General features: G+C 69.4%; 14 protein-coding genes. 3 read left to right on the forward strand and 11 right to left on the reverse strand.

Annotated features, from left to right (window positions below):
* Nucleotides 1-76: 76 nt before the first annotated feature.
* The 11 genes from G6O54_RS10570 to G6O54_RS10620 all read right to left on the reverse strand — a co-directional run bounded on the left by G6O54_RS10570 (nt 77) and on the right by G6O54_RS10620 (nt 13,639).
* The gene (locus G6O54_RS10570; RefSeq protein WP_165224615.1) at nt 77-1,192 is read right to left on the reverse strand and encodes a DUF1559 domain-containing protein; all 1,116 of its coding nucleotides are present in this window, start codon (nt 1,190-1,192) and stop codon (nt 77-79) included.
* A 108-nt stretch (nt 1,193-1,300) separates the two neighbouring features.
* Nucleotides 1,301-1,588, reverse strand: a complete 288-nt coding sequence (locus G6O54_RS10575; RefSeq protein WP_165224410.1) for a hypothetical protein — start codon at nt 1,586-1,588, stop codon at nt 1,301-1,303.
* Between the two features lie 327 nt (nt 1,589-1,915).
* Complete coding sequence (locus tag G6O54_RS10580; RefSeq protein WP_165224412.1) at nt 1,916-2,788, reverse strand: sigma-70 family RNA polymerase sigma factor; 873 nt, start codon at nt 2,786-2,788, stop codon at nt 1,916-1,918.
* Nucleotides 2,789-2,940: 152 nt separating this feature from the next.
* Nucleotides 2,941-5,340 (reverse strand): serine/threonine-protein kinase, encoded by a 2,400-nt coding sequence (locus G6O54_RS10585; protein WP_165224414.1) that lies wholly within the window; start codon nt 5,338-5,340, stop codon nt 2,941-2,943.
* A gap of 1,114 nt (nt 5,341-6,454) precedes the next feature.
* Nucleotides 6,455-7,729 (reverse strand): hypothetical protein, encoded by a 1,275-nt coding sequence (locus tag G6O54_RS10590; RefSeq protein ID WP_165224617.1) that lies wholly within the window; start codon nt 7,727-7,729, stop codon nt 6,455-6,457.
* Between the two features lie 102 nt (nt 7,730-7,831).
* Nucleotides 7,832-9,229: a BaiN/RdsA family NAD(P)/FAD-dependent oxidoreductase gene (locus G6O54_RS10595; protein ID WP_250846816.1), complete on the reverse strand. Its 1,398-nt coding sequence runs from the start codon at nt 9,227-9,229 to the stop codon at nt 7,832-7,834.
* Between the two features lie 49 nt (nt 9,230-9,278).
* Entirely contained in the window at nt 9,279-10,604 is a 1,326-nt protein-coding gene (locus G6O54_RS10600; RefSeq protein WP_250846817.1) for a DUF8689 domain-containing protein, read from the reverse strand.
* Nucleotides 10,605-10,710: 106 nt separating this feature from the next.
* A complete protein-coding gene (gene tsaE, locus G6O54_RS10605) occupies nt 10,711-11,193 on the reverse strand; it encodes a tRNA (adenosine(37)-N6)-threonylcarbamoyltransferase complex ATPase subunit type 1 TsaE (RefSeq protein WP_165224425.1) in 483 nt (160 codons plus the stop codon).
* Nucleotides 11,190-12,155, reverse strand: a complete 966-nt coding sequence (locus tag G6O54_RS10610; RefSeq protein WP_165224428.1) for a thiamine-phosphate kinase — start codon at nt 12,153-12,155, stop codon at nt 11,190-11,192. Before G6O54_RS10610 ends, tsaE begins: the two co-directional genes overlap by 4 nt.
* 36 nt (nt 12,156-12,191) lie before the next feature.
* Nucleotides 12,192-13,334, reverse strand: a complete 1,143-nt coding sequence (locus tag G6O54_RS10615; protein WP_165224431.1) for a glycerate kinase family protein — start codon at nt 13,332-13,334, stop codon at nt 12,192-12,194.
* Nucleotides 13,335-13,429: 95 nt separating this feature from the next.
* Nucleotides 13,430-13,639 carry a carbon storage regulator gene (locus G6O54_RS10620; RefSeq protein ID WP_165224434.1) on the reverse strand — a complete coding sequence of 70 codons (210 nt, stop codon included), beginning with the start codon at nt 13,637-13,639 and terminating at the stop codon, nt 13,430-13,432.
* A gap of 366 nt (nt 13,640-14,005) precedes the next feature.
* Here G6O54_RS10620 and G6O54_RS10625 point away from each other — a divergent pair, with 366 nt between their 5' ends.
* From G6O54_RS10625 to G6O54_RS10635, 3 genes are all read left to right on the forward strand, one after another.
* A complete protein-coding gene (locus G6O54_RS10625; protein WP_165224437.1) occupies nt 14,006-16,525 on the forward strand; it encodes a hypothetical protein in 2,520 nt (839 codons plus the stop codon).
* Nucleotides 16,522-17,550 carry an N-acetyl-gamma-glutamyl-phosphate reductase gene (gene argC / locus G6O54_RS10630; RefSeq protein WP_250846818.1) on the forward strand — a complete coding sequence of 343 codons (1,029 nt, stop codon included), beginning with the start codon at nt 16,522-16,524 and terminating at the stop codon, nt 17,548-17,550. Before G6O54_RS10625 ends, argC begins: the two co-directional genes overlap by 4 nt.
* A gap of 73 nt (nt 17,551-17,623) precedes the next feature.
* Nucleotides 17,624-20,443 (forward strand): M16 family metallopeptidase, encoded by a 2,820-nt coding sequence (locus G6O54_RS10635; RefSeq protein WP_165224443.1) that lies wholly within the window; start codon nt 17,624-17,626, stop codon nt 20,441-20,443.
* Nucleotides 20,444-20,489 lie beyond the last annotated feature (46 nt).

Raw genomic sequence — 20,489 nt, forward strand, 5'->3', positions numbered from 1 at the left:
GGCCTTGTGGCAGCCGAGAGAGCCGAATTCAGGATCCTCCCTCCACCCCTTACCGCGTACCTTGAATCGAAGACCCTCAATACCGATCGGCGCTGATCACCTCGCCGCCGGCCCGGGTCGAGAGGGCCTGCCAGACCCCCACCTGGGCGGCGGCGGTCAGGCCGACCGTGCGGCCGCTGGAGGCCGTCGCGCCGTTCACGATGTTGTAGAAGGCGGGGTTGCAGCCGCCGGCAGTCCAATCGTCCGAGACCTTCCATGAGCTGACCGAGTTCTTGATGAACCTGACCGATCCGTCGCAGAAGGACACGTTCACGCCGCCCGGGTGCATGCTCGAGGCGATCATGGTGTTGGTGGCGTTAGTCCCCATCGGATTCAGTTGAGCTCCGACGGCATTGGGAGGAAACATGGCATCGAAATTCAGAGTCATATCGCCGATGGCCCAGGGCGCGATGCTGCTGAGAAGGAGTGAATAACTCGGGTTCGACGTCGGGATCTTCGCCCCCGTGTATTCGCTCATCAGCATCGTGTTGCTGGTGCCGTCGGTGATGCTCGCCAGGGTGATGTTCTGGGCCACTTCGGTCACGGCGCCATACGCGTTGTTGGGTGAAAATCGAGCGAACATCCCCCCCGAGCCGCGGTAGCTCGTGCCGCGAAATTCCGGGAACCCCGGCAACTGGGTGAACCCCCACCAGTCGGCGTAGGGAAAACCCGGATAGAGCTCATAGGCGAGCACGATGGGAGCCTGGGCGGTGGGGTCGGACGGGCAGATCAAGGCATTGACCGCCACCGTGAAAACGGTGACGTTGGCCGGATCGGTGGTTGTTGCCCGTTGCAGACTGAAAGAGTCCCAGGCCCCCGCACTGAAATTGATCGTGTCGTAGAGCGCCGTCTGTTCGTAGAAGGGGAGTGTCTTGGCGAAGACACCGAAGTCATAGTAATTGAGAAACGACTTCGCGGTGGTCAAAGGGAGCATCTGCGCAGGCAGCACCGAGTGGGCACTCTCGTAGTTCATGCAGCCCAAGGCGAGTTGCTTGAGGTTGTTGGTGCATTGGATGCGGCGGGCGGCTTCGCGGGCCGACTGCACGGCGGGGAGGAGCAGGGCGATCAGGACGGCGATGATTGCGATGACGACGAGCAGTTCGATCAGCGTGAAGCCGCGAGCCCGGTTGCGGTCTGATGGCGTTGGGGACATGGTTCGATCCTCGGTTCTAGGGATGAGATGATGCGATCAGACGGAAGGACAACGGGAGAGGGCTTCGGGGGCCTCGGGACCCGGATCCGGAGGTCGTGCCGGCGGGGCTCAGGGCTTGATGTTGGTGGACCTTGGGCGCCTGGCCTTGGACGTCTTCGTGGCAGGGACGTCCAGTCCCAGGCGTTTCGCGTTGACCATGGCCCGCAGCTCGGCGGGGTTCCTGGCCGATTTCTTGAGCTCGAGGAGGTCGGATTCGCTCAGGGGCGGTGGTCCGGGCGGGAAGCTGGCCGCCGAGTTGTCGCCGCAGCCGGTGCACGCCGCGGCCGCAAACGACCCGATCGTCAGGAGCGTGGGTGTCGCGAGGATCCGCAATGATCGACGTGATGCCTGGAACATGGGGGCCTCCGGCGTCGGATGATCGGGGTTCGTTTCGTCGTCGGGTCGGCCCGCCCGGGAGAGGAAGCCGGCTCGGGGCGTCGGCGGGCGGTGGGATGCGGATGAGTCAGGTACGAGGCAAGGGGCGACGAAGTCGCTCGGTTTCAACGCAATCGGGCCGCGTCGCCGACCCGGGACACCCCTTCCTCGGGTCGATGGGGGATTGGGTCACGAGTGGTTGGACTCGTGAGCGATCCACACCGTCCCGTTCCCATGGCCTCGGTCGCCTCGGGCTCCGGATTGAGTGGGGCTTCGATCCGACGGGGCCGAGCCGATGAGGTTCATAGATCATGGCGGAGCGACACCGGGTCGTTGGGGGGGGGTGGCCGTCCTCGCATCCTTGCCTCCGGCGGCCGTGGCCGAGGAAGACGAGGTCGCGGGTGGGGGGGACGATTCGGAGGAGAGCCTCGGCGAGTTCCGGCCCTCGGGCGATGGACTCCTCGACCATGACTCGCTCGCCGGCGTGGAGGCGGCCGGAGATCTCCTCGGTGAGCTCGCCGAGCCTGCGCCCGGCCGAGGGGTCGAGTCCGTCGGTCGGCCGTTCGATCGTGGCTCGGCCTCCAGCCGCGCCCGCATCCGCGCGAGGGCGCGGATCAGCCGGGTCTTCACGCCGGCCTCGGTGAGCCCGAGCGCCCCGGCGATCTCGGCGACCGACTGCTGCTCCAGGTGCCGCATCACGAGCACCTCGCGGTCCCGATCCGGCAGGGCGTCGAGGGCCTCGAGCACCCGCTCGGCCCGCTCCTGGCGCATCAGGCGGTCGCTCGGGCTGGTGTCCCGGGCGACGAGGCTCATCCCGAGGGCGATCGCCGAATCCTCGGCGAGCAGGGCCGACGGCGCCTCGCGGGCGACGCTCCGGCGCTGGGCGTGGAGGTGCCTGCGGTGGGCGTCGATGATCCTCTCCGTCGCGATCTGGCGGAGCCAGCCGGGGAACGGCAGGGGGCGATCGAGGAGGTAGGCGTCGAGCCGATCGGCCGCCTCGGCGAGGGTCTCCTGGACGACGTCGGACGCGTCGACCCGCGGGCCCAGCCGGCGGTCGAGCCGGACCGCGACCATCCGCCTGAGGCTTTCGCGGAAGTGCTCCAGCAATTCCCTCCGCGCGGCCTCGTCGCCGAGGCTGGCGAGGTTCAGGAGCCGGTCGGTGGCGGGGGCCTGGTCGGTCATGGCGACGAATCCTCTCTACGGCTTACCCCGCAGGACGGACAGACGCGGTTTCACCCGGGCCGCAAGATTTTCGAGGCCGCCCGCGCGGGTCGGGATACAGGCCGGGTCACGAGCCGGCCCCGGCCGGCTCGGGGACGCTCCTGGTCGGTCGATCACCTCGCCATCACCCTGGTTGCGCCGAGGGCGTCAAGACGACCCGCGGTTTCTCGGGTCTGGACATGTTGATCGCCCAACTTCAGGCGCTGGGCCTCGAGGGTCGGCCGGAGGAGGCGTTCCGCCTCGTCGAGCCGGCCCCGGGCCGTGAGGATCTCCCCGAGCTTGCTGGACCAGTAGAGGGTCCAGAGGTTGTCCCCCCCGAGCGACGCCCGCCCGCGTTCGACGCTCCCGCGGATCAGGCGCTCGGCCTCCTCGAGGCGGCCAAGCCCGGCGGCCACGAAGCCGAGATTGCAGCGAGTCGTGAGGAGCGTGAGGTGGTCGTCCGGCAGCGTATCGCGTTCGATTCGCTCGGTCTCGCGGAAGAGCGGCTCGGCCTCTCGGAGCTTGCCGCGGCGGACAAGGGTGACCCCCAGGTTGTTCATCGCCGTGAGGATCTTCTTCTGATCGGGCTTCGCCGCCCGGCTTCGCCTCGCGAGGAGCTCCCGCTCGAGCGACTCGGCCTCTTCCAGCTTTCCGAGTGCCCCGCAGACGGCGCCAAGGTATTCCAGGGTGTTGAGAGTCACCTCCTCGTCGGGCTCGAACCGCTCTCGGCACGACGCCAGGGCCGCCCGCAGGATGGTCTCGGCCTCGGCATTGCGGTCGAGGTGGCCAAGGAGGTGGCTGCGCTCGATCCTCGCCTCGATCGCCTCTCGCGTGTTCGTCTCGTTCCCGAGGAGGGCGACCGCGGCGCGATAATGCTCCTCGCTCCGGGCGTACTCGACCAGGCCGTGGTAGGCCTTGCCGATGGCCATGCGGATGTGAGCCTCGGTCTCGGGCTGGCCGTAGAGCGAGTCGCCGACCTCCGCCGAGGCGCGATCGAGGACCTCGAGGAGCGTGACTTTCTTGACGTCCGGATTCGTCTCGGGCTCGGCCTGGCTGAGGAGCTTGTCGACGAGGAAGCGATTGATGGCCTCGGCCCGCGCGGCCTGGCGGCGGCTCTCCTGCCGCTGGACCATGGCCTCGCGCCAGTTCCAGGCGATCCCGACGAGCCCGGCGATCGCGGTGATCGCCAGCGACGCGGCGAGCCCGGCCAGCGCCGGCTTCCGCCTGCTCCACCGCCAGAGCCGCACCGGCGGCCCCACCGGCCGCGCAGCGATCGGCCGGCCGTCGAGGAGCCGGACCAGGTCGTCGGCCAGGTGGCGGGCCGTCTCGTAGCGGGCGGACGGGTCCTTCGACAGGCACTTGGCCACGATCGTCGCCAGGTCGACGGGCACCGCCGGGTTGAGCCGGCGCACCGGGGCGGGCTCCTCCTCCGCAATCCGATGGAGGATCTCCTGCTTGTCCTCGCCGGCCACGGCCGGTCGGAGCGTCAGCAGCTCGTGGAGGGTGGCACCGAGCGCGTAGATGTCCGTACGGCGATCCACGAGCGACCGCTTGCCGAGCGCCTGCTCGGGGCTCATGTATCGGAGGGTCCCGGGGAGATCCCCGGTGAGGGTGAGCCCGGCGTCCCCCTGGACGTCGGCCATGCCGAAGTCGGCGACCCAGAGGTGCCCGTCGTCGTCGAGGAGGAGGTTGGCCGGCTTGACGTCGCGGTGGACGACCCCTTGCTCGTGTGCGTAGGCGAGGGCCCCGGCGGCCTCCGCCGCGAGCCGGGCCGCCGTGCGGATGTAGGCCGGGCTGCGGATCGCGGCGAGCCCCGGGAGGGCCGGCGACGGCTCCCGGGCCGGCTCCCGACCCGCTTGGGGGAAGCTCCCCGCGAGCAGCCCGGAGGCGAGCGGGCCCGGGGTCTTCGGGGGCCCCGAACCGTCCGCCCGCACCGGGCCCCCCGGCAGGTCGCGGATCTCGGAGAGCAGCTCGGCGAGGCTCCGGCCCTCGATGAATTGCATCGCGTAATAGGGGATACCGCCGACCGTGCCGACCGCGTAGACCGGCACGATCCCCGGGTGCCGGAGCAGGCCGGCGACCTGGGCCTCGAGCTGGAACCGCTTCAGCGCCTGCGGGTCGAGCGCCGCCGCCGGGGTGAGGACCTTGAGCGCGACCCGGCGCCCGATCGGCGACTGCCGGGCCTCGTAGACGACCCCCATGCCCCCCCTGCCGACCTCGCGGTCGATCGTGAATTCCCCGAACCGCCGGGTGCCGTCGGGCCCGGGCTGCCCGGGCAGGAACGCGTCATTGATGGCCCGGCCGGTCATCGCCACGCTGAGCAGCGACGGGAGGAGCTGCCGGATCGGACCGGCCAGCTCCGGGTGCTCGGCGGCGACCGCCTCGGGGTCGACCGATTCGCCGGCCTGGATCCGCTCCGTCAGCTCTTCGAACAGGTCGCCGAGCGCCGGGTCGAGGTCGGCCTGACCGGCCGATGCGCCGGCTCCATCCGCCACATCCCCCGCCGGGCTCGCTGCCGTGTGGTCGTCCCTCATGGATGTGGCCTTGGTCGCAGACTGGGCCCCCGGCTGGCCCGTCGATGAGGGGCCCGGCCCGGGTCGGCCGCCAGCTCGTCACTGATATCCATTCTCCCCTCCCACCCGACATGATTGCAACACTCGAACACGGCCCCCTCGGATCGATATACTCGAAGCCGGCCTCTTGGACGGGCCACGCTCGAAAGGTCGCGCCCTCTCGGCCAGGCTGACGGACAACCCGGCGGGTATGTCGTCCCCGGGCCGGCGCAGTCGGCGTTGATGCTCCGTGGCCAGCTCTGAGCGACTTTTGCTGATTGGCCGCCTCCAGGGCCACTTTGGTCTTGAACGCCGCCGAGCGCCTCGGCGCGATAGTCCGAGCGTGCCGAGGGCCTGCTCCAGGGACGTCTCCTCCTCATCATCGAGCACCCCGGCCGTGAACGCCCGGCATTCGGACCCGCGGCCGGAGAGCAACTCCAGCAACTCCCGCGTGGCGATCGCCGCTCGGCTGGAGGGGTCGAGGAGGCCATGGATCGACGCGAAGCGGAGTTGCATCGGGGAGATGCCCGTCCGGGCTTGCCGACGGCCGCCGCGCGATTGTAGGGGCACGCGCGCCGATTTTCTCCATTTTTGTGAAACTCGGATCGGGCTCGCCGGGACTGTATTGAGTAGGGAGGGATTCTTGCGCGCCCTGCGTGTGGGAACCCTACGAGAGGTCTTTGGAAATTCGGTGGCAGTTGCGGAAGGCACAGGCGCCGGCCCGCGCGGAGGACGCGGGCCGGCCGGGGCGAAGAAGCAACCGGGGTGCCGGTCGGAGCATGCCGAGTTCATGACCCGACCACCAGGAGCCTGGATCAGGGACGTGGACGGTCCGTCAGATCCGGGCAGCCTCTCGTGTGCCGGGTTCCTCGAAGTCGGGCTCGAAGGAAGTCACGAAAGGCCTCGGAAATGAGGCGAAATCGGCCAGCAAAGCCAATCTTGAAAACGAATCTAAGTAGCCTAGTGCCATTGACTTGCGTTGTTCCCGAGAGGAAGGTTGTGCGACGAACAAAGCCAATTTGCGATGGGCAGGATGAGGTCGGTTCTGTGCGTCGGACGAGCAGGGGCTCGGGACCGCGGTGGGCTTGCACGGGCCTCAATGGTCGGGTCGGGGCGACTTCTCGACGAGGCCGAGGGACTGCTCGATGAGGATCTCGCCGGTCATCTCGCCGAGCGAGGTTCGGGAGACGTACTCGTAGCGGGGGAAGCTGCCGAAGTCGACCTTGGTGAGGATGTAGCCGAAGGCGTCGTTCGTGAGGCCGAAGAGGAGATTGTGCGTCCCCTTCATCTTCCGTTTCAGGTAGAAGCCGATGTTGGGGAGGGCCTCGCCGGGGATGGTCAGGATCTGGGCGTCGCCCAGGTTCACGAGGTTGATCCGCGTGGTGACCGTGTGGTCCTCGCCGTGAGGGTACTTGAGCGGCGAAAGGGTCACGACGGCCCACATACCGGCCGACTCCACGGGGAACCTGACGTCGAGCGCCCCGCAGTAGAGAGTCGGGTCCTTCTGCACCGGGGCATCGGTCAGGAGCCGGAGGGCCTCACTCCCCATCAGGTGGCCGATCCGGATGCATTCCTCCCAGGCGCGGGCGTCGTTCCAGTAGCCACGAGTCGCGTCGCTGGGGCGATCGAGCTGGCGGTTGTCGGCGGTCACCATGCCCCCCTGGGCGCCATTCATGAACACGGTCAGGCCGCCGGCCTTTTCGTCCAGGTACTCGTAGAGCGGGCCGATCAGGTCGGGGCTACAGACGCCGATGTCGTTGCCGAGGACTTCCGGGTGGATGGCGTAGTTCACCAGGGTGGCGATCGTCTTTCCCTGGGGACTGACGGCCTGGATCACGCTCATCCGCCGGTCGTACAGATCCGGGGCATAGTAGTTGTAGGCGATCCGGCCCTTCGCCTCGCCGGTCGCGACCTTGATCGAGGCCGGCTCCAGGCGGCCGATGGCCTCGTTGATGGCCTCGGCCGCCCTGGCGGCGACGAGGTCCATGTAGGCGAGGTCACCCGTGTGGCCCCCCTTGCCGTCGGGGAAGGCGTAGCAGTCCGGGGCGCTGTGGGTGTGGGTGGAACCGATCAGGATGTTCGCGGCCGGGATCCGCGCGACCTTCGCCCGGACCCGATCGCCCAGGACCGAGGGGAAGCCGAGGAGGTCCAGCGAGACCACGGCCACCGAGACGTCCCCCTTGCGGAAGACGATCGCACGGGCCTGAAGCTCGCCGCGCTTCTCTTTCGCGGGGTTCGGTATGCCCATCCCTCCCGAGACGGGCAGCAACGGATCGGGCGTGATCCGGCGTGCCGCGGCCCCGACCTCGAGGCCCGCGCGGGCGCTGTTCGAAGTGAGACCGACCGCGAGCAGTCCGGAGAGGGTGATCATCAAGAATCGACGTCGAGGGATCATTGTCGCGACCTCGCGGGAGAGGGACCGGTCAGGGCCTGATAGGATGGCGCGAGCCAGGATAAGGGATCGTCCGATGGTTCACAAACGGAGACCTTGTGAATTGGCTGCCGACTCGCCGGCGAGCCACCCCGTGCTCCAGGCGGCCTGGAAGTTGTAGCCTCCGATGAGGCCGTCGAGATCGAGGACCTCGCCCGCGAAGTAGAGGCCCGGCACGAGGCGACTCTGAAGCGTCCGGGGGTCCACCTCGTCGAGCCGGACCCCGCCGGTGGTGACCTCGGCCTTCTCGAAGCCGAGCGTGCCGGCCACCCGCAGGGGATGCCCCTTCAGGGCCTGGACGAGCCGCGAGCGCTCGGCCCGCGAGAGCTCGGGGCCGGTCCGGGTCCTCGGGATCTCGGCCGCCTCGACGAGGCACTCCGCCAGCCGCTGGGGAAGCATGGCGGAGATGAGTGAGGTGACGGACGCCTTGCCCTGTCGGCATGCGGCCTGGAGCCTCGCGTCGAGTACTTCGCGTGGTTGATCCGGGAAGAGGTCCAGGCGCAGGTCGAGGGGTTCCACGCCCTCGTGATGGGCCACGGCCCGGCTGATGTCGAGGATCGCCGGGCCGCTCAGGCCGAAGTGGGCGAACAGGATCGCCTCGCGCCGCTCCTGAAGGAGCTTGCCGCCCGGAAGGTGGATCGACGCCACGACGTCCTGGAGGCTGAGGCCCCGCAGCGACGCGACCCACTCCGGCTCGACGCGGATCGGCACGAGGGCGGGCCGGAGCGCGACCAGGCCGTGGCCGAGCGACGCGGCCAGGCGGTATCCGTCGCCTCGCGTGCCGCAGCCGGGGTAGGATTGCCCGCCCATCGCCACGATCACCCGCCGGGCCGCGATCGTGGCGTCGGTCAGATCGATCCGAAATCCGCCGGCCTCGCCATCGATCGGTCGAATCGACTCGACCGACGCGTGGCCGCGGAGGGCGGCTCCGCTGCGTTCCAGGCGCCTCGAGAGGGCATCGAGGACATCGGTGGCGCGGTCGCTCGCCGGGAAGATCTTGCCGTTCCCCTCCACCTTGGTGGAGACCCCCTCGGATTCGAAGAGGCGGACGGTCTGATCGACGTCGAAGCGTCGCAGGGCCGGGCCGAGGAACGGCCCGCCGGGCCCGAACGCGTCCTGGATTGCGCGTGTCCCGCGGCACTGGGCCGGGTCGTAGCCGGGATCCACGGGGCCCGAGACGACGTCCATGCGGCGGAGGCCGCGGGCGTTGGTGATGTTGCAGCGGGTGCCGCCGGACATGAGGATCTTCACGCCGGCGCGGCGGTTCCGCTCCAGGACGATCACCCTGGAGCCGACCTCCGCCGCGCGGATCGCCGCCATCAGCCCGGCGGCACCGCCCCCGAGCACCGCGACGTCGGCATCGAATTCCCCCTCGCCGGCTTCCAACGGTCCCGAGCCCTCCACCACGCCCCATTTCGCGGCCACGCGGACGTCCATCATAGCGGAAGTCGCGGCGGGCGGCATGGTCGCGGACGGGCGGCGGCGGTCCTCACATCACCGTGAAGTAGTTCTTCACGGCGAAGTCGAAGTACTCCGGCTTCATCACGAGGGGCAGGTCGTTGTAAATACAGTAATTCCGGACCTGGAGCAGCAGGTCCCGCGGCTGGCAGCAGCGGAACGGGCGCTTGGTCCGTTTGTAGTGATAGTTGATCAGATGATCGACCGATTCCGGGATGACCTCGTCGAAGCCGAGCTTGACGGCGAAGATGTCGATCATCTGGCGGAATTCCTGCTCGGTCGGGTCGGTGGCGTGGATCTTGTACGGGATCCGCCGGAGGAAGGCCTCGTCCACGAGCTGCCGCGGCTCGAGGTTGGTCGAGAAGATGATGAGCTGGTCGAACGGGACGCGGACCTTCTTGCCGTTGGCCAGGCTGAGGAAGTCGTACCGCTTTTCCAGGGGGACGATCCAGCGGTTGAGGAGCTCGACCGGCTGCATCCGCTGGCGGCCGAAGTCGTCGATGAGGAAGCTGCCGAGGTTGCTCTTGAGCTGGAGCGGGGCCTCGCTCACCTTCGAGACCGGGTCGAAGCGGATCTCGAGGTCCTCCATCCGGAGCTCGCCGCCGGCCACGATGGTGGGCCGCTTGATGTGGATCCAGCGGCGGTCGTAGTCGGTGGCGTCGAGCAGGCCGCCGAAGGTCTGGCGGGGCATCTCCTCGTGGTTGGCCGGGTCGAAGAGCTTGACGAGCTGGCCCTCGATGCAGAGGACCCGCGGGATCCAGACGCTGGTGCCGAAGCAGAGGGTGATCCGCTCCGCGATGCTCGTCTTGCCGTTGCCCGGGAAGCCGTAGAGGAACAGGCCGCGGCCCGAGTTGATCGCCGGGCCGAGCATCCCGAACGTCTGCTCCGAGATGAGCAGATCCTCGAACGCCCGGCGGAGGTCGTCCTCCTTCGGGTGCTCGTTGGCGATCGTCTGGGCGGCCACCGAGTCCAGGTAGTCGTCGAAGGGCACCGGCGCGGTGCCGACGTACGAGCATTCTTCCAGGTAGCTCCGGGCCCTGGCCCTGCCCAGGTCGGTCAGGGAGTAGATGAAATCCCCGGCCGTGACGCTGTTGGTGTAGGTGAGGATCTGGGCGTTCTTGAGCTGCCGCAGGTATTCCGGGAACGGCCCGAAGGGGAGCCCGAGCTCGGTCGCGACCCGACGGCCGGAGGACTGGCCCGTGTTGAAGAGGAACTTGAGGACCAGCGACTCGAGGAGCGCGGGCTCGAGCCGGGCCTCCTCGAAGGTCGAGATGCCCCGGGGGTAGTACGCCTCGGCCCCGTCGTGTGCCTGGCGATCCGAGATTGGCGAGAGCACCGAAGGGGTTGCCAGGCGCACGTCGCGGCTCCTTTGTCCAGTCGTGCCGTGGGCTCCCGCGCCCGGGCGGCCTCCGCGTCCGGAAGGCGGGGAGTCGCTGCAAACCTAGGTCGCGATCGGGCCGCGGTCAAGGACCCCCGAAGGCGTCGAGCCGCCCCGAATCGCCGGGCGGGACCTCGAGCACGAGATGTCGCCGGTCCCCTTCGCGGGGCTCAATGCGAATCGTCCACGACCGGTCCGGGAGGAGCCCGGGGAAACGATCGGCCCACTCGACCAGGCAGACGCCCCCGGCATCCCAGTAGTCGGCCGGGCCCAGGTCCTCGAACGCCTCTCGGGAGTTCAGCCGGTAGACGTCGAAATGGTAGACCGGAATTCGCCCCTCGTATTCATGGATCAGGACGAAGGTCGGGCTGGCGATCGCGGCCGGATCCGCGCCGAGCTCCTCGGCCACGGCCCGGGCCAGCTGCGTCTTGCCGGCCCCGAGAGGGCCGATCAGGCCGATGACGGTCCCGGGCTCGACGATCCCGGCCAGGGCCTCGCCGAAAGCCCGCGTGTCCTGCTCGGAGGCCAGCTCGACTTCTAGGCCTGAAACCGTCCGATTTACCTTCATGTTTCGGAGACCCTAAGATGATCGAATCCCGACGGCTTGATGGGAACGACGGTCCCGTCGGGATTCCGCGCTCGCAGGCCGGGCTCCGCGGTGACCTCGCCCACGACGTGCAGGGCGGGGATTCCCGGCCGCCCGATTTGCCGCATGGCCTCCTCGCGGTCGACCACCAGGCAGAGCTCGAAGTCCTCGCCGTCGCTCAGGGCGTGGAGGATCGCGCTCGTGCCGTCGCTAGCGGCGAGGTCGCGGGCATCCTCGTGGATCGGTATCCGATCGAGATCGAGGACGGCGCCGAGGCCGCCGCTCTCCTCCAGGATGTGGCCCAGGTCGGAAGAGAGGCCGTCCGAAAGATCGATCATCGCGCGGATGTTGAAATTAGCGTGCAGCTCCAGGGCCTCCCGGACCCTGGGCTCGGGCCGCAGGTGGCGGCCGCGGTAGAGGCTGCCGCCGAGCGGCCCGGTGACCGCGACGAGATCGCCCGGGCGGGCTCCCGACCTGCGGACGGCCCCCCGCGCGGTCGTCTCCCCGAGCAAGGCCACGTTGATGACGAGGGGCCCGTCCCAGGCGTTGGTGTCGCCCCCGATCAGCTCCACGTCGAACCGGTCCGCCATCCGGCGAAGGCCGGCGTGGAGGCGCTGGGCCAGCGCTACGGCGCCGGCCCTGGGCAGGGCCACGGAGACGACCGCGGCCCGGGGGATCCCCGCCATGGCCGCGATGTCGGAGACGTTCACCCCCATGGCCTTGTAGCCGACGGCCTCCGGGTCGTCGGCCTCGAGGCGGAAATGGCGGCCGTCCATGAGCATGTCGGTCGTGACCAGGAGCTGGGCCCCGGGCGTCGGCTCGAGGATCGCGCAGTCGTCGCCGATGCCGAGGATCGCGCCGCGAGCCCCGCGCAAGGGCTGCCGGTGATCGCGGATCCAGCGGATCAGTTCGAACTCGCCGGCGGGCGTTGGGTCGGGCGGCATGGAGGGGGTTCTCTCGGAAGCGATCCTCGGTGTCCTCTACGGTCGGTCCCGCCCCGCCCTGAAGATGCGGATGGCCTGCTCCGTCGCCCGTTCGAGGAGCTCCCCGCCGCGGCGGACGGCCTCGTCGAGCGAGATCGGGCCCGGGCAGATGCTGAGATAGGCGGAGATCCCCTCGTCGAGGACGGCCTCGGCCCCCTCGCCGATGGTCCCCGCCAGGGCGATCGCGGGGATGCCCATCTCGCGGGCCAGGCTCGAGACCCCCACCGCGGTCTTGCCGAAGGCGCTCTGAGCGTCCAGGGCCCCCTCGCCCGTGAGGCAGAGGTCCGCGCCCTGGAGCCGGTCGCGGAGCCGGACGGCCTCGATCACGAGGTCCACCCCGCGCTGCAGCCGGCCGCCGGCGAAGGCGACGAGGCCGCCGCCGAGTCCCCCCGCGGCCCCCGCGCCCGGGATCTCGCGGATGTCCACGTTCAGGTCGCGGGCGACGACGTCGGCGAGACGCGAGAGGTTGCGATCGAGCCGCTCCACCATCTCCGGCGTCGCCCCCTTCTGGGGGCCGTAGACGGCGGAGGCGCCGCGCGGGCCGCAAAGGGGGTTCGTCACGTCGCAGGCCACGAGGATCTCCACGCCGTCGGCGATCGGAGACGCATCAGGAGCCTCGATGCGGTCGAGTCGGCCGAGGTCGCCGCCGCCGGGCGCGAGTTCCTCGCCATCGGAATCCAGGAGGCGGAAGCCCAACGCCTGGCCGAGGCCGGCCCCCCCGTCGTTCGTCGCGCTGCCGCCGATCCCCAGGATGATGCGAGTCGCCCCCTGGCTGATGGCGTGCCGGATCAGCTCGCCCGTGCCGCGGGTGGACGACCTCGTCGGATCGCGGCGAGCCATCGGGACGAGGGACAGCCCGGACGCCGCGGCCATCTCGAGCACGGCGGTGCGTCCGTGGCCGAGGATTCCATAGACAGCCCTGACCGGCTCGCCGAGCGGGCCGGCGACGGTGGCCTGGCGAGTCCGGCCGGCGGTCGCCGCGACCAGGGCCGTGACGGTCCCCTCGCCGCCGTCGGCCATCGGCACTCGATCGATCGTCGCGTCCGGATTGACGGCGGCGACGCCCCGCGCCATGGCCTCCGCCGCCTCGGGCGCGGAGAGGCTCCCCTTGAACTTGTCGGGCGCGATGACGAGCCGCATCGGACGGACCTCGGCCTGGCTGGGGCGTGGGAAGGCGTGGAGGAGGATCGAGCCACACCGTTGCCAGCATACCGAAGGGTCGGAAGGGTGCTCAATCAGGCAAGGGAGTCGGAGGGCGTTTCCTCGGCGGAGCCGGCGGCGAAGGACTCGGGGACCTCGAAGGCGATCTCCAGCCGCTTCACGGGGACTTCATCCGGGGCCTCGATGCCGATGCGCACGTTGTTGCCGTCGATCTTGACGACCGTGATCCGGACTTCCTCACCGAGGTTCAGGGCCTGCCCCAGCTTCCTGCTGAGTACGAGCATGACTCACTCCCTAGTCGAGGCCAGGTCGAGGCGTGATGGAACTTGCGACCGACGATCGCATCGAACGACTGAAGGGTCAGCTCCTGAAGCAGATTTCATGCCGAGTCCGGGCGGGGAATACGGCTCCCAATGCCACGGGAACCAGCAACTCCGGACTCGAGGGTGAATCCTCGAAATCGGCGCGATCGGGCGAAACGACCGGCGCGATGCGATCGAGTCGACGAATCGTGTAAGATCTGTCGGAAGAATTGTAAAGTTTGCTCCCGCTTCGACCGAACCGCCCGCGATGACGAGGGGAGCGGTTCGGGACGATCCTTGCCTCCGTGGAAGTCGCCGACCTTGACCGACTCCGAGATTCCTTCCGGAATGGGCCGCCCGCCGATCTCCCCACGCTGGCGATGGGTCGTCCTGTTGACCGCGGCGTTGCTGGCCTGGCTCTGGCCGATCGGCATCGGCGGCAAGATGCCGGTCGGCGGGGACGTGACGCGGTTCTTCATGGGGCTGATGGACGTCCTCTCCCGATCGCTGAGGGCGGGGCGGCTGCCGATCTGGAATGACCTCTGGGGCGATGGCTTTCCCGGCGTCGGCGAGAGCCAGATGGGCGTGTTCTATCCGCCCCACCTGATCCTCTACGGACTGCTGACGACCGAGGGTGCGTACGTCACGAGCCTGGTCCTGCACACGATCTGGGGCGGCCTTGGCGCCTGGTGGGCGGCGAGGAAGTTCGGCGTATCGGCCTCCGGCGCGGTGCTGGCCGCGATCGCGTTCTCCGCCTCGGGTTTCTTCGTGATCCACATGACCCACCAGTGGGGCTACACCGTCGGGTCCTGGATGCCCTGGGCCTGGGGAATCGCCTGGGTTGTCCTCGATCCGTCGGAGCGGAGACCTGGACGATTGGCGTTGTTGCTGGCCGCGGTGCTGGCGCTCCAGACGCTGCCGGGACACTTCCAGCTCGCCTTCATCACGCAGGTCGGCGTCGCGATCCTGGCGGTTTGCGGGGCGGTGGAATGGAGGGGGCAGGGGCTGCGGCGGGGGTTCTTGCTCATGCTCGCCCTGGCCTTGGCCGTGCCCCTGGCGGCGGTCCAGCTCTGGCCCACGGCGAGGCTGGCGAGCCTGGCGGCCACCCAGCGCAACTTCGACTACCTCTCGGCGTTCGCCGCGACGCCTTTTCATCTCGTGAACTTCGTCGCGCCGGGGCTGTTCCACCATTCGGCCTTCTGGAGGCCGCTGGTCTGGGATCCGCTGCATACGTCCCCGGAGGAGATGCTCGCGTACGTCGGGCTGGTTCCGGCTTTCCTGGCGGTGCTTGCGGTCGTCCGCGAGGCGAGGCGGGATGCGGCCGTCCGGGCGCTCGCGGTGCTGGCCGCGGTCACGCTGATCCTGAGTATGGGAGCTTGCGTGCCGGGATTTCGGCTGCTGATCGAGGTGCCCGGGTTCTCCTTCTTCCGAGCCCCCGCGCGCTGGACGCTGGCGACGTCCCTGGCGATGGCGATCCTGGCCGGCATGGGGCTGGACCGTTGCCGCGAGTGGGCCCACCTGCCGCGAGCGCTCGCGGTCCTCGCGGCGATCAGCGTGCTCTGGATCGTCGCGGTCCTCGGGCTGATCGAGCTCGCCCTGCTCGCCGGCCGCGCCGGGAAGGACACCTGGCTCTCGTCCTCATTCGAGCGAGCCTTCCGGGCCCGTCCATGGACCGACGACCCGGATTTCCAGACGGTGATCGGCCTCGCCCGATGGGTGGGCGGCGATCGGCCGAGCCCGGGGCAGGGGGGATCCGGGCTCGTGCCGAGGTGCTTCGAGGAGGCTCGTGGTGACATCTACGTCCGCGAGCTCGCGGGGCCGACGGTCTTGCTCCTTGCCATCCTGCTGGTCGCCCGCCTCGGCGCGACACCGCCACTCCGCGACCGCCGCGGCTTCCTTCCCGTCGCGCTCGGATTCCTCGCCTTCGCGGACCTGATGATCCTGGGGATCAGCATGAAGGTGCCGGTCGGTCCGCTCCGACCGGCGGCCGAGCTGAGCCCCGTCATGAAGGAGCTTGGTGCAATGCCAAGGGGCTCGCGGATCGTCGACACGGCGGGCAATTTCTCGATGCGAGCGGGTCTCTCTCCTGTCACGGCCTATCGGACGCTCGACATCCCCACGCTGCCGGCCCTTGCGCAGCTCGCGAGCGGCCCGCTCCAGGCTGGACCCCTCGGCGACGCCGTGAGGCGGGCCGGCCGAGCGGAGGGGGTCGACGTCCGACTGATCTCACCGATGGAAATGGAGACGGAGCGTCGAACGTCCCAGGCGGCCGGTACGGCTGGAAATCCCAGGATACGCCCGATCGCGGATCCGGCGCTCGCCGCCTGGCTCTACGGGCCGCCCCCGCCGGGATCTCGCGGCGATGCCGCCGTGAGCTTCGGCATCCTGCCGGCGGCGGGCGAGTCCGCGAGGGCCTGGTTCCTCCCCTTGACCGCGGCCCCCAGCCCGGCGATCCTGGACCACTGGTCGGGGGAGCTCGGGCCGCTCCTCGGTCTCCTCGATCGAGCCCAACCCCTGCGGCGGCGATCCCCGGCGCCGGAACGGTCGGAGGTCGAGGTCGAGGTGAAGGAGGACGGATGGATCGTCCTCTCGGTCCTGGCCGATCCGCAGTGGAAGGCGACCTGGGTCGACGGTTCCGGGAGGAGGCGGCCGGCGGAGATCCTGCCGACGTTTCGATGGCTCCCTGCCGTCGGCGGCTGGCAGAGGGTCCGAGCCCCCGAACCCGGCCGCTGGACGCTTCATCTAGAATACGAGTCGAGGGACGTCTGGATCGGTGCCGCGGTCTCGGCCGTCGCCTGGCTGGCATGGGGAGCACTGTGGCTCCGCGACGCGGCCCGCACGCGGCGCGAGACGAGGAGGAGCGAGTGAGCAGTCGAATCGGCGTGGCCATCGTCGGGGCCTCCGGATATGCGGCCCGCGAGCTGATCCGGATCCTCCTGAATCACCCGGACGTGGCGATCACCGCGGCGACCTCGCGGCAGGACGAGGCGCCTCGGCTGGACGCGCTCCACCCCAGCCTGACGCGGCGGATCGACCTTGCCTGCGAGCCGTTCGACGCGGCCAGGATCGCGGACAAGGCCGAGTTCGCGTTCCTGGCGCTCCCCCACACCGCGAGCATGGCGGCCGTCCCGGGCCTGCGCCAGCGAGGGGTCAAGGTGATCGACCTGAGCGCGGATTACCGGCTCACCGATCCCCAGGTGTACGCCGACTGGTACGGTCACGAACACGTCGATGCCCGGGGGCTGGACGAGGCGGTCTACGGCCTGCCCGAGCTCTTCCGCAGGCGGATCCCGGGCGCCTCTCTGATCGCCAACCCGGGCTGCTACTCGTCGACCAGCATCCTCGGGCTGGCCCCCCTGATCGCCGGGGACCTGATCGAGCGCTCCGGCATCATCATCGACGCCAAGAGCGGGGTCAGCGGAGGGGGCCGGGCCCCGAAGCCGAACTTCCACTTCCCGGAATGTAACGAGAACTTCTCCGCCTACGGCGTCGGCCGGCATCGGCACACGCCCGAGATCGACCAGGTGCTGACGACGGTGGCGGCCGGCAAGGGGGATCCCGTCGAGGTCATCTTCACGCCCCACCTGGTCCCCATGGATCGAGGGATCCTCGCCACGATCTACGCCCAGCCGCGGAAGCCGGTCGCCGAGCACGACCTGCTGGACCTCTATCGCGCGTTCTACGCCGAGAGCCCGTTCGTCCGGGTCGTCACCCACCTGCCGGCGACCAAGGACTCCTCTTTCACCAACTTCTGCGACATCACCGTACGCGTGGTCCGGGGTCGGATCCTTGCCCTCGCCTGCCTGGACAACCTGATCAAGGGGGCCGCGGGGGTCGCGGTGCAGAACCTGAACCTGATCCTCGGATGCCCGGAAACGACCGCACTCCACTGATCGCGCAACCCGGCGGGATGGATCTGTCCGACGTGACCTCGACACGCGACTGCCTCGTAGTCAGGAAGCCAAGATGAGAATCGCCGTCCCCGTCCTCGCGCTCGCGCATGTGATCGCCCTCGTGGGCTCGCCCGCCGGCGCCGCGGAGACCGAACGCATGGGCCCGAAGCTCCCGCTGGAAGCCTACGAACTGCCCAACGGCCTCAAGGTCGTCCTCCATCGCGACGCAAGCGTCCCGCGCGTCGTCGTCACGGTCGCCTATCACGTCGGGGCCCGGAACGAGCGGGCGGGGAGGACCGGCTTCGCCCACTTCTTCGAGCACATGATGTTCCGGGGGACGAAGAACGTCCCCAACTATGACATCCCGCTCCAGGAGACCGGGGCGCAGTCCAATGCGTTCACGACCGAGGACTTCACGGTCTATCACGAGACCGTCTCCTCCGAGTTCCTCGAGCGGGCCCTCTACCTCGAGGCGGAACGGCTGGCCTTCCTCCCCGCCGCCCTCGACCAGGCGAAGTTCGACACCGAGCGCGAGGTCGTCAAGAACGAGCGCAGGCAGAGCGTGGACAACGTCCCCTATGGCCAGGTCGAGGAGGCCATCCTCAAGAATGTGTTCCCCAAGGGGCACCCCTACTCGTGGTCGGTGATCGGGTCGATGAAGGACCTGGACAGGGCCTCGCTCGACGACCTCCGCGCCTTCTTCGCGGAGTTCTACCATCCCGCCAATGCCACGATCTGCCTGGCCGGGGACTTCGACCCGGAGCAGGCGAAGGCCCTGATCAAGACCTATTTCAGCCCCCTGGCGTCGGGCCCTCGGCCCGCGGTCGCGAAGCCGAGGCCGGCACCGCCGGCCTCCGCGTCGATCGAGATGGCCGACAAGGTTGAACTGCCGAGGATCTACTGGTCCTGGCCGACCGTGGATGAGGACCACCCCGATTCCGCCCCGCTCAGTCTCCTTGCCGCCGTCCTGGCCTCGGGCGAGACGTCTCGCCTTTACAAGTCGCTGGTGAGGGACACGAGGCTGGCCACGGACGTGGATGCGACCGACTCCTCCAAGGAAGTCGGCGGCTATTTCACCCTGGAGGCGACCGCGGCGGAGGGCAAGTCCATCGAGGAGATCGAGGCGGTCTTCCGTCGCGAGCTTGCCCGATTGAAAACGGAGGCCCCATCGCCCCGGGAGCTGGAACGCATCAAGGCGGGCGCGGAGACGGCGACCTATGCCGGGCTGACCACGACCCGCGGGCGGGCCGTCGCGCTGGCGCTGGGCTATGCCGGCAAGGGGGACCCGCAGCGTTATCGCGTGGAGCTCGCCCGGATCTTTCGAGTCACGCCGGAGGACGTCCGGAGGGTCGCGGAGCGGTATCTCCCCGACGAGAAGGTCCGGATCCTCGTCCGCTCGGTCCGGGAGGGGGAGGCGAAGACGTCCGTCGAGCCGGCCGGCCCCGATCCCGAGACGCTCGAAGCCCGTGGCGGCACCGCCGCCACGAGTCGCCCGGCGGCGTCCGGGCCCGACTGGTCGAAGCTCCCGGGGCCGTCGCAGCCGCTCCCGTTTCAGCCGCCGAAGGCCGTCCGGGCCACGCTCAGCAACGGAGTGAAGGTCTACATCGCACCGTGGAAGACGCTCCCGCTCGTCCGGCTCTCGCTCGTGGTCCCGGCCGGGAGCGGCGACGACCCGGTCGAGAAATCGGGGGTAGCCAACCTCATGGCGCGGCTGCTCGACCAGGGGACGGCCCGCCTCACGGCGACCGAGCTGGCCGAGAGCTACGAGCAGCTCGGCGCCTCGCTCCGCGTCGGCGGGGGTGCGGACGAGACCTCCGTCAGCGTTTCCGTGCTGGCCCGCAACTTCCAGCCCACGCTCGACCTCGTGGCCGAGATGCTCATGAAGCCGCGATTCGACCCCAAGGACTTCGATCGCGAGCGGACGCAGCAGCTCGCCGACCTGCTCCAGGGCCCGACCGAGATCGAGTGGATGGCCCGCCGGGCGATGCCCGCGCTCATGTTCGGCCATGGCCATCCCTACGGCAAGCCGGCGGGTGGGTTCCCGAAGACGGTGAAGGCGCTGAGCCTGGAGGACGTCCGGTCCTTCCATGCCGGGAACTTCGGCCCGAAGGACGCCTACCTCGTCATCGCGGGGGACGTGGAGCCGGAGGCCATGGTGAAGAGCCTGGAGCGGTCGCTCGGCGGCTGGCGGGCGGACAACCCCGGGATGAGGTCGAGGCCGGCGGAGGCCCGCGCGGCCGAGCCCGGCGTCGTCTACCTGGTCGACAAGCCGGACGCCGTGCAGAGCATCATCCGGGTCGGCTGCCACTGGGGCGATCGACTCGACCCGCGGTATCCGGCCACGCTCGTCGGCAATCACCTGACCGGCGGGGATTTCCTCAGCCGCCTGAACCGGAATCTCCGCGAGGACCACGGCTATACCTACGGCGCCGGGTCGGCCTTCGACTTCCGCCGCGGGCGGAGCGTCTGGTCCGCCGTCACGTCGGTCCGCGCCGACGTCACGGCCGCGGCGCTCGGAGAGGTCGTCAAGGAGCTCGACGCGCTGGTCGGCCCGCGACCGATCGCGGAGGACGAATTCGCGACCGCCCGCTGGTCTGAAGCCCGCAGCTACCCCGAGTCGTTCGAGTCCCCGTCCGGGATCGTCTCCGAGCTCGCCGAGATCGCGCGATTCGACCTCCCCGCGGACGAGTTCGAGACCTTCCTCCCCCGCCTCGAACGCCTCTCACTCGCTCAGGTTCAGAAGGCCATGGCCGACATCCTCGCCCCGACCGGCCGCTTCGTCCTCGTCGTCGGCGACCGCAAGACCGTCGAGCCCCAGCTCCGCAAGGCCGGGTTCACCAACATCCGCCACGTCACTTACGACGGAGAAGCGGTTACGGATGCACGCAGATGATCGCCGGCGGCCCGCCCGCGACTTAGTTGCGGGCGGGCCTTCGCGA

Source organism: Aquisphaera insulae, from assembly GCF_011064615.1.
Lineage (GTDB): Bacteria > Planctomycetota > Planctomycetia > Isosphaerales > Isosphaeraceae > Aquisphaera > Aquisphaera insulae.

Coding starts and splice junctions, on each gene's coding strand:
- G6O54_RS10635 (WP_165224443.1), top strand. CDS start 17,624: ATGAGAATCGCCGTCCCCGTCCTCGCGCTCGCGCATGTGATCGCCCTC.
- G6O54_RS10575 (WP_165224410.1), bottom strand. CDS start 1,588: ATGTTCCAGGCATCACGTCGATCATTGCGGATCCTCGCGACACCCACG.
- G6O54_RS10570 (WP_165224615.1), bottom strand. CDS start 1,192: ATGTCCCCAACGCCATCAGACCGCAACCGGGCTCGCGGCTTCACGCTG.
- G6O54_RS10590 (WP_165224617.1), bottom strand. CDS start 7,729: ATGATCACCCTCTCCGGACTGCTCGCGGTCGGTCTCACTTCGAACAGC.
- G6O54_RS10585 (WP_165224414.1), bottom strand. CDS start 5,340: ATGAGGGACGACCACACGGCAGCGAGCCCGGCGGGGGATGTGGCGGAT.
- G6O54_RS10620 (WP_165224434.1), bottom strand. CDS start 13,639: ATGCTCGTACTCAGCAGGAAGCTGGGGCAGGCCCTGAACCTCGGTGAG.
- tsaE (WP_165224425.1), bottom strand. CDS start 11,193: ATGAAGGTAAATCGGACGGTTTCAGGCCTAGAAGTCGAGCTGGCCTCC.
- G6O54_RS10615 (WP_165224431.1), bottom strand. CDS start 13,334: ATGCGGCTCGTCATCGCGCCCGACAAGTTCAAGGGGAGCCTCTCCGCG.
- G6O54_RS10610 (WP_165224428.1), bottom strand. CDS start 12,155: ATGCCGCCCGACCCAACGCCCGCCGGCGAGTTCGAACTGATCCGCTGG.
- G6O54_RS10625 (WP_165224437.1), top strand. CDS start 14,006: ATGGGCCGCCCGCCGATCTCCCCACGCTGGCGATGGGTCGTCCTGTTG.
- G6O54_RS10580 (WP_165224412.1), bottom strand. CDS start 2,788: ATGACCGACCAGGCCCCCGCCACCGACCGGCTCCTGAACCTCGCCAGC.
- G6O54_RS10595 (WP_250846816.1), bottom strand. CDS start 9,229: ATGATGGACGTCCGCGTGGCCGCGAAATGGGGCGTGGTGGAGGGCTCG.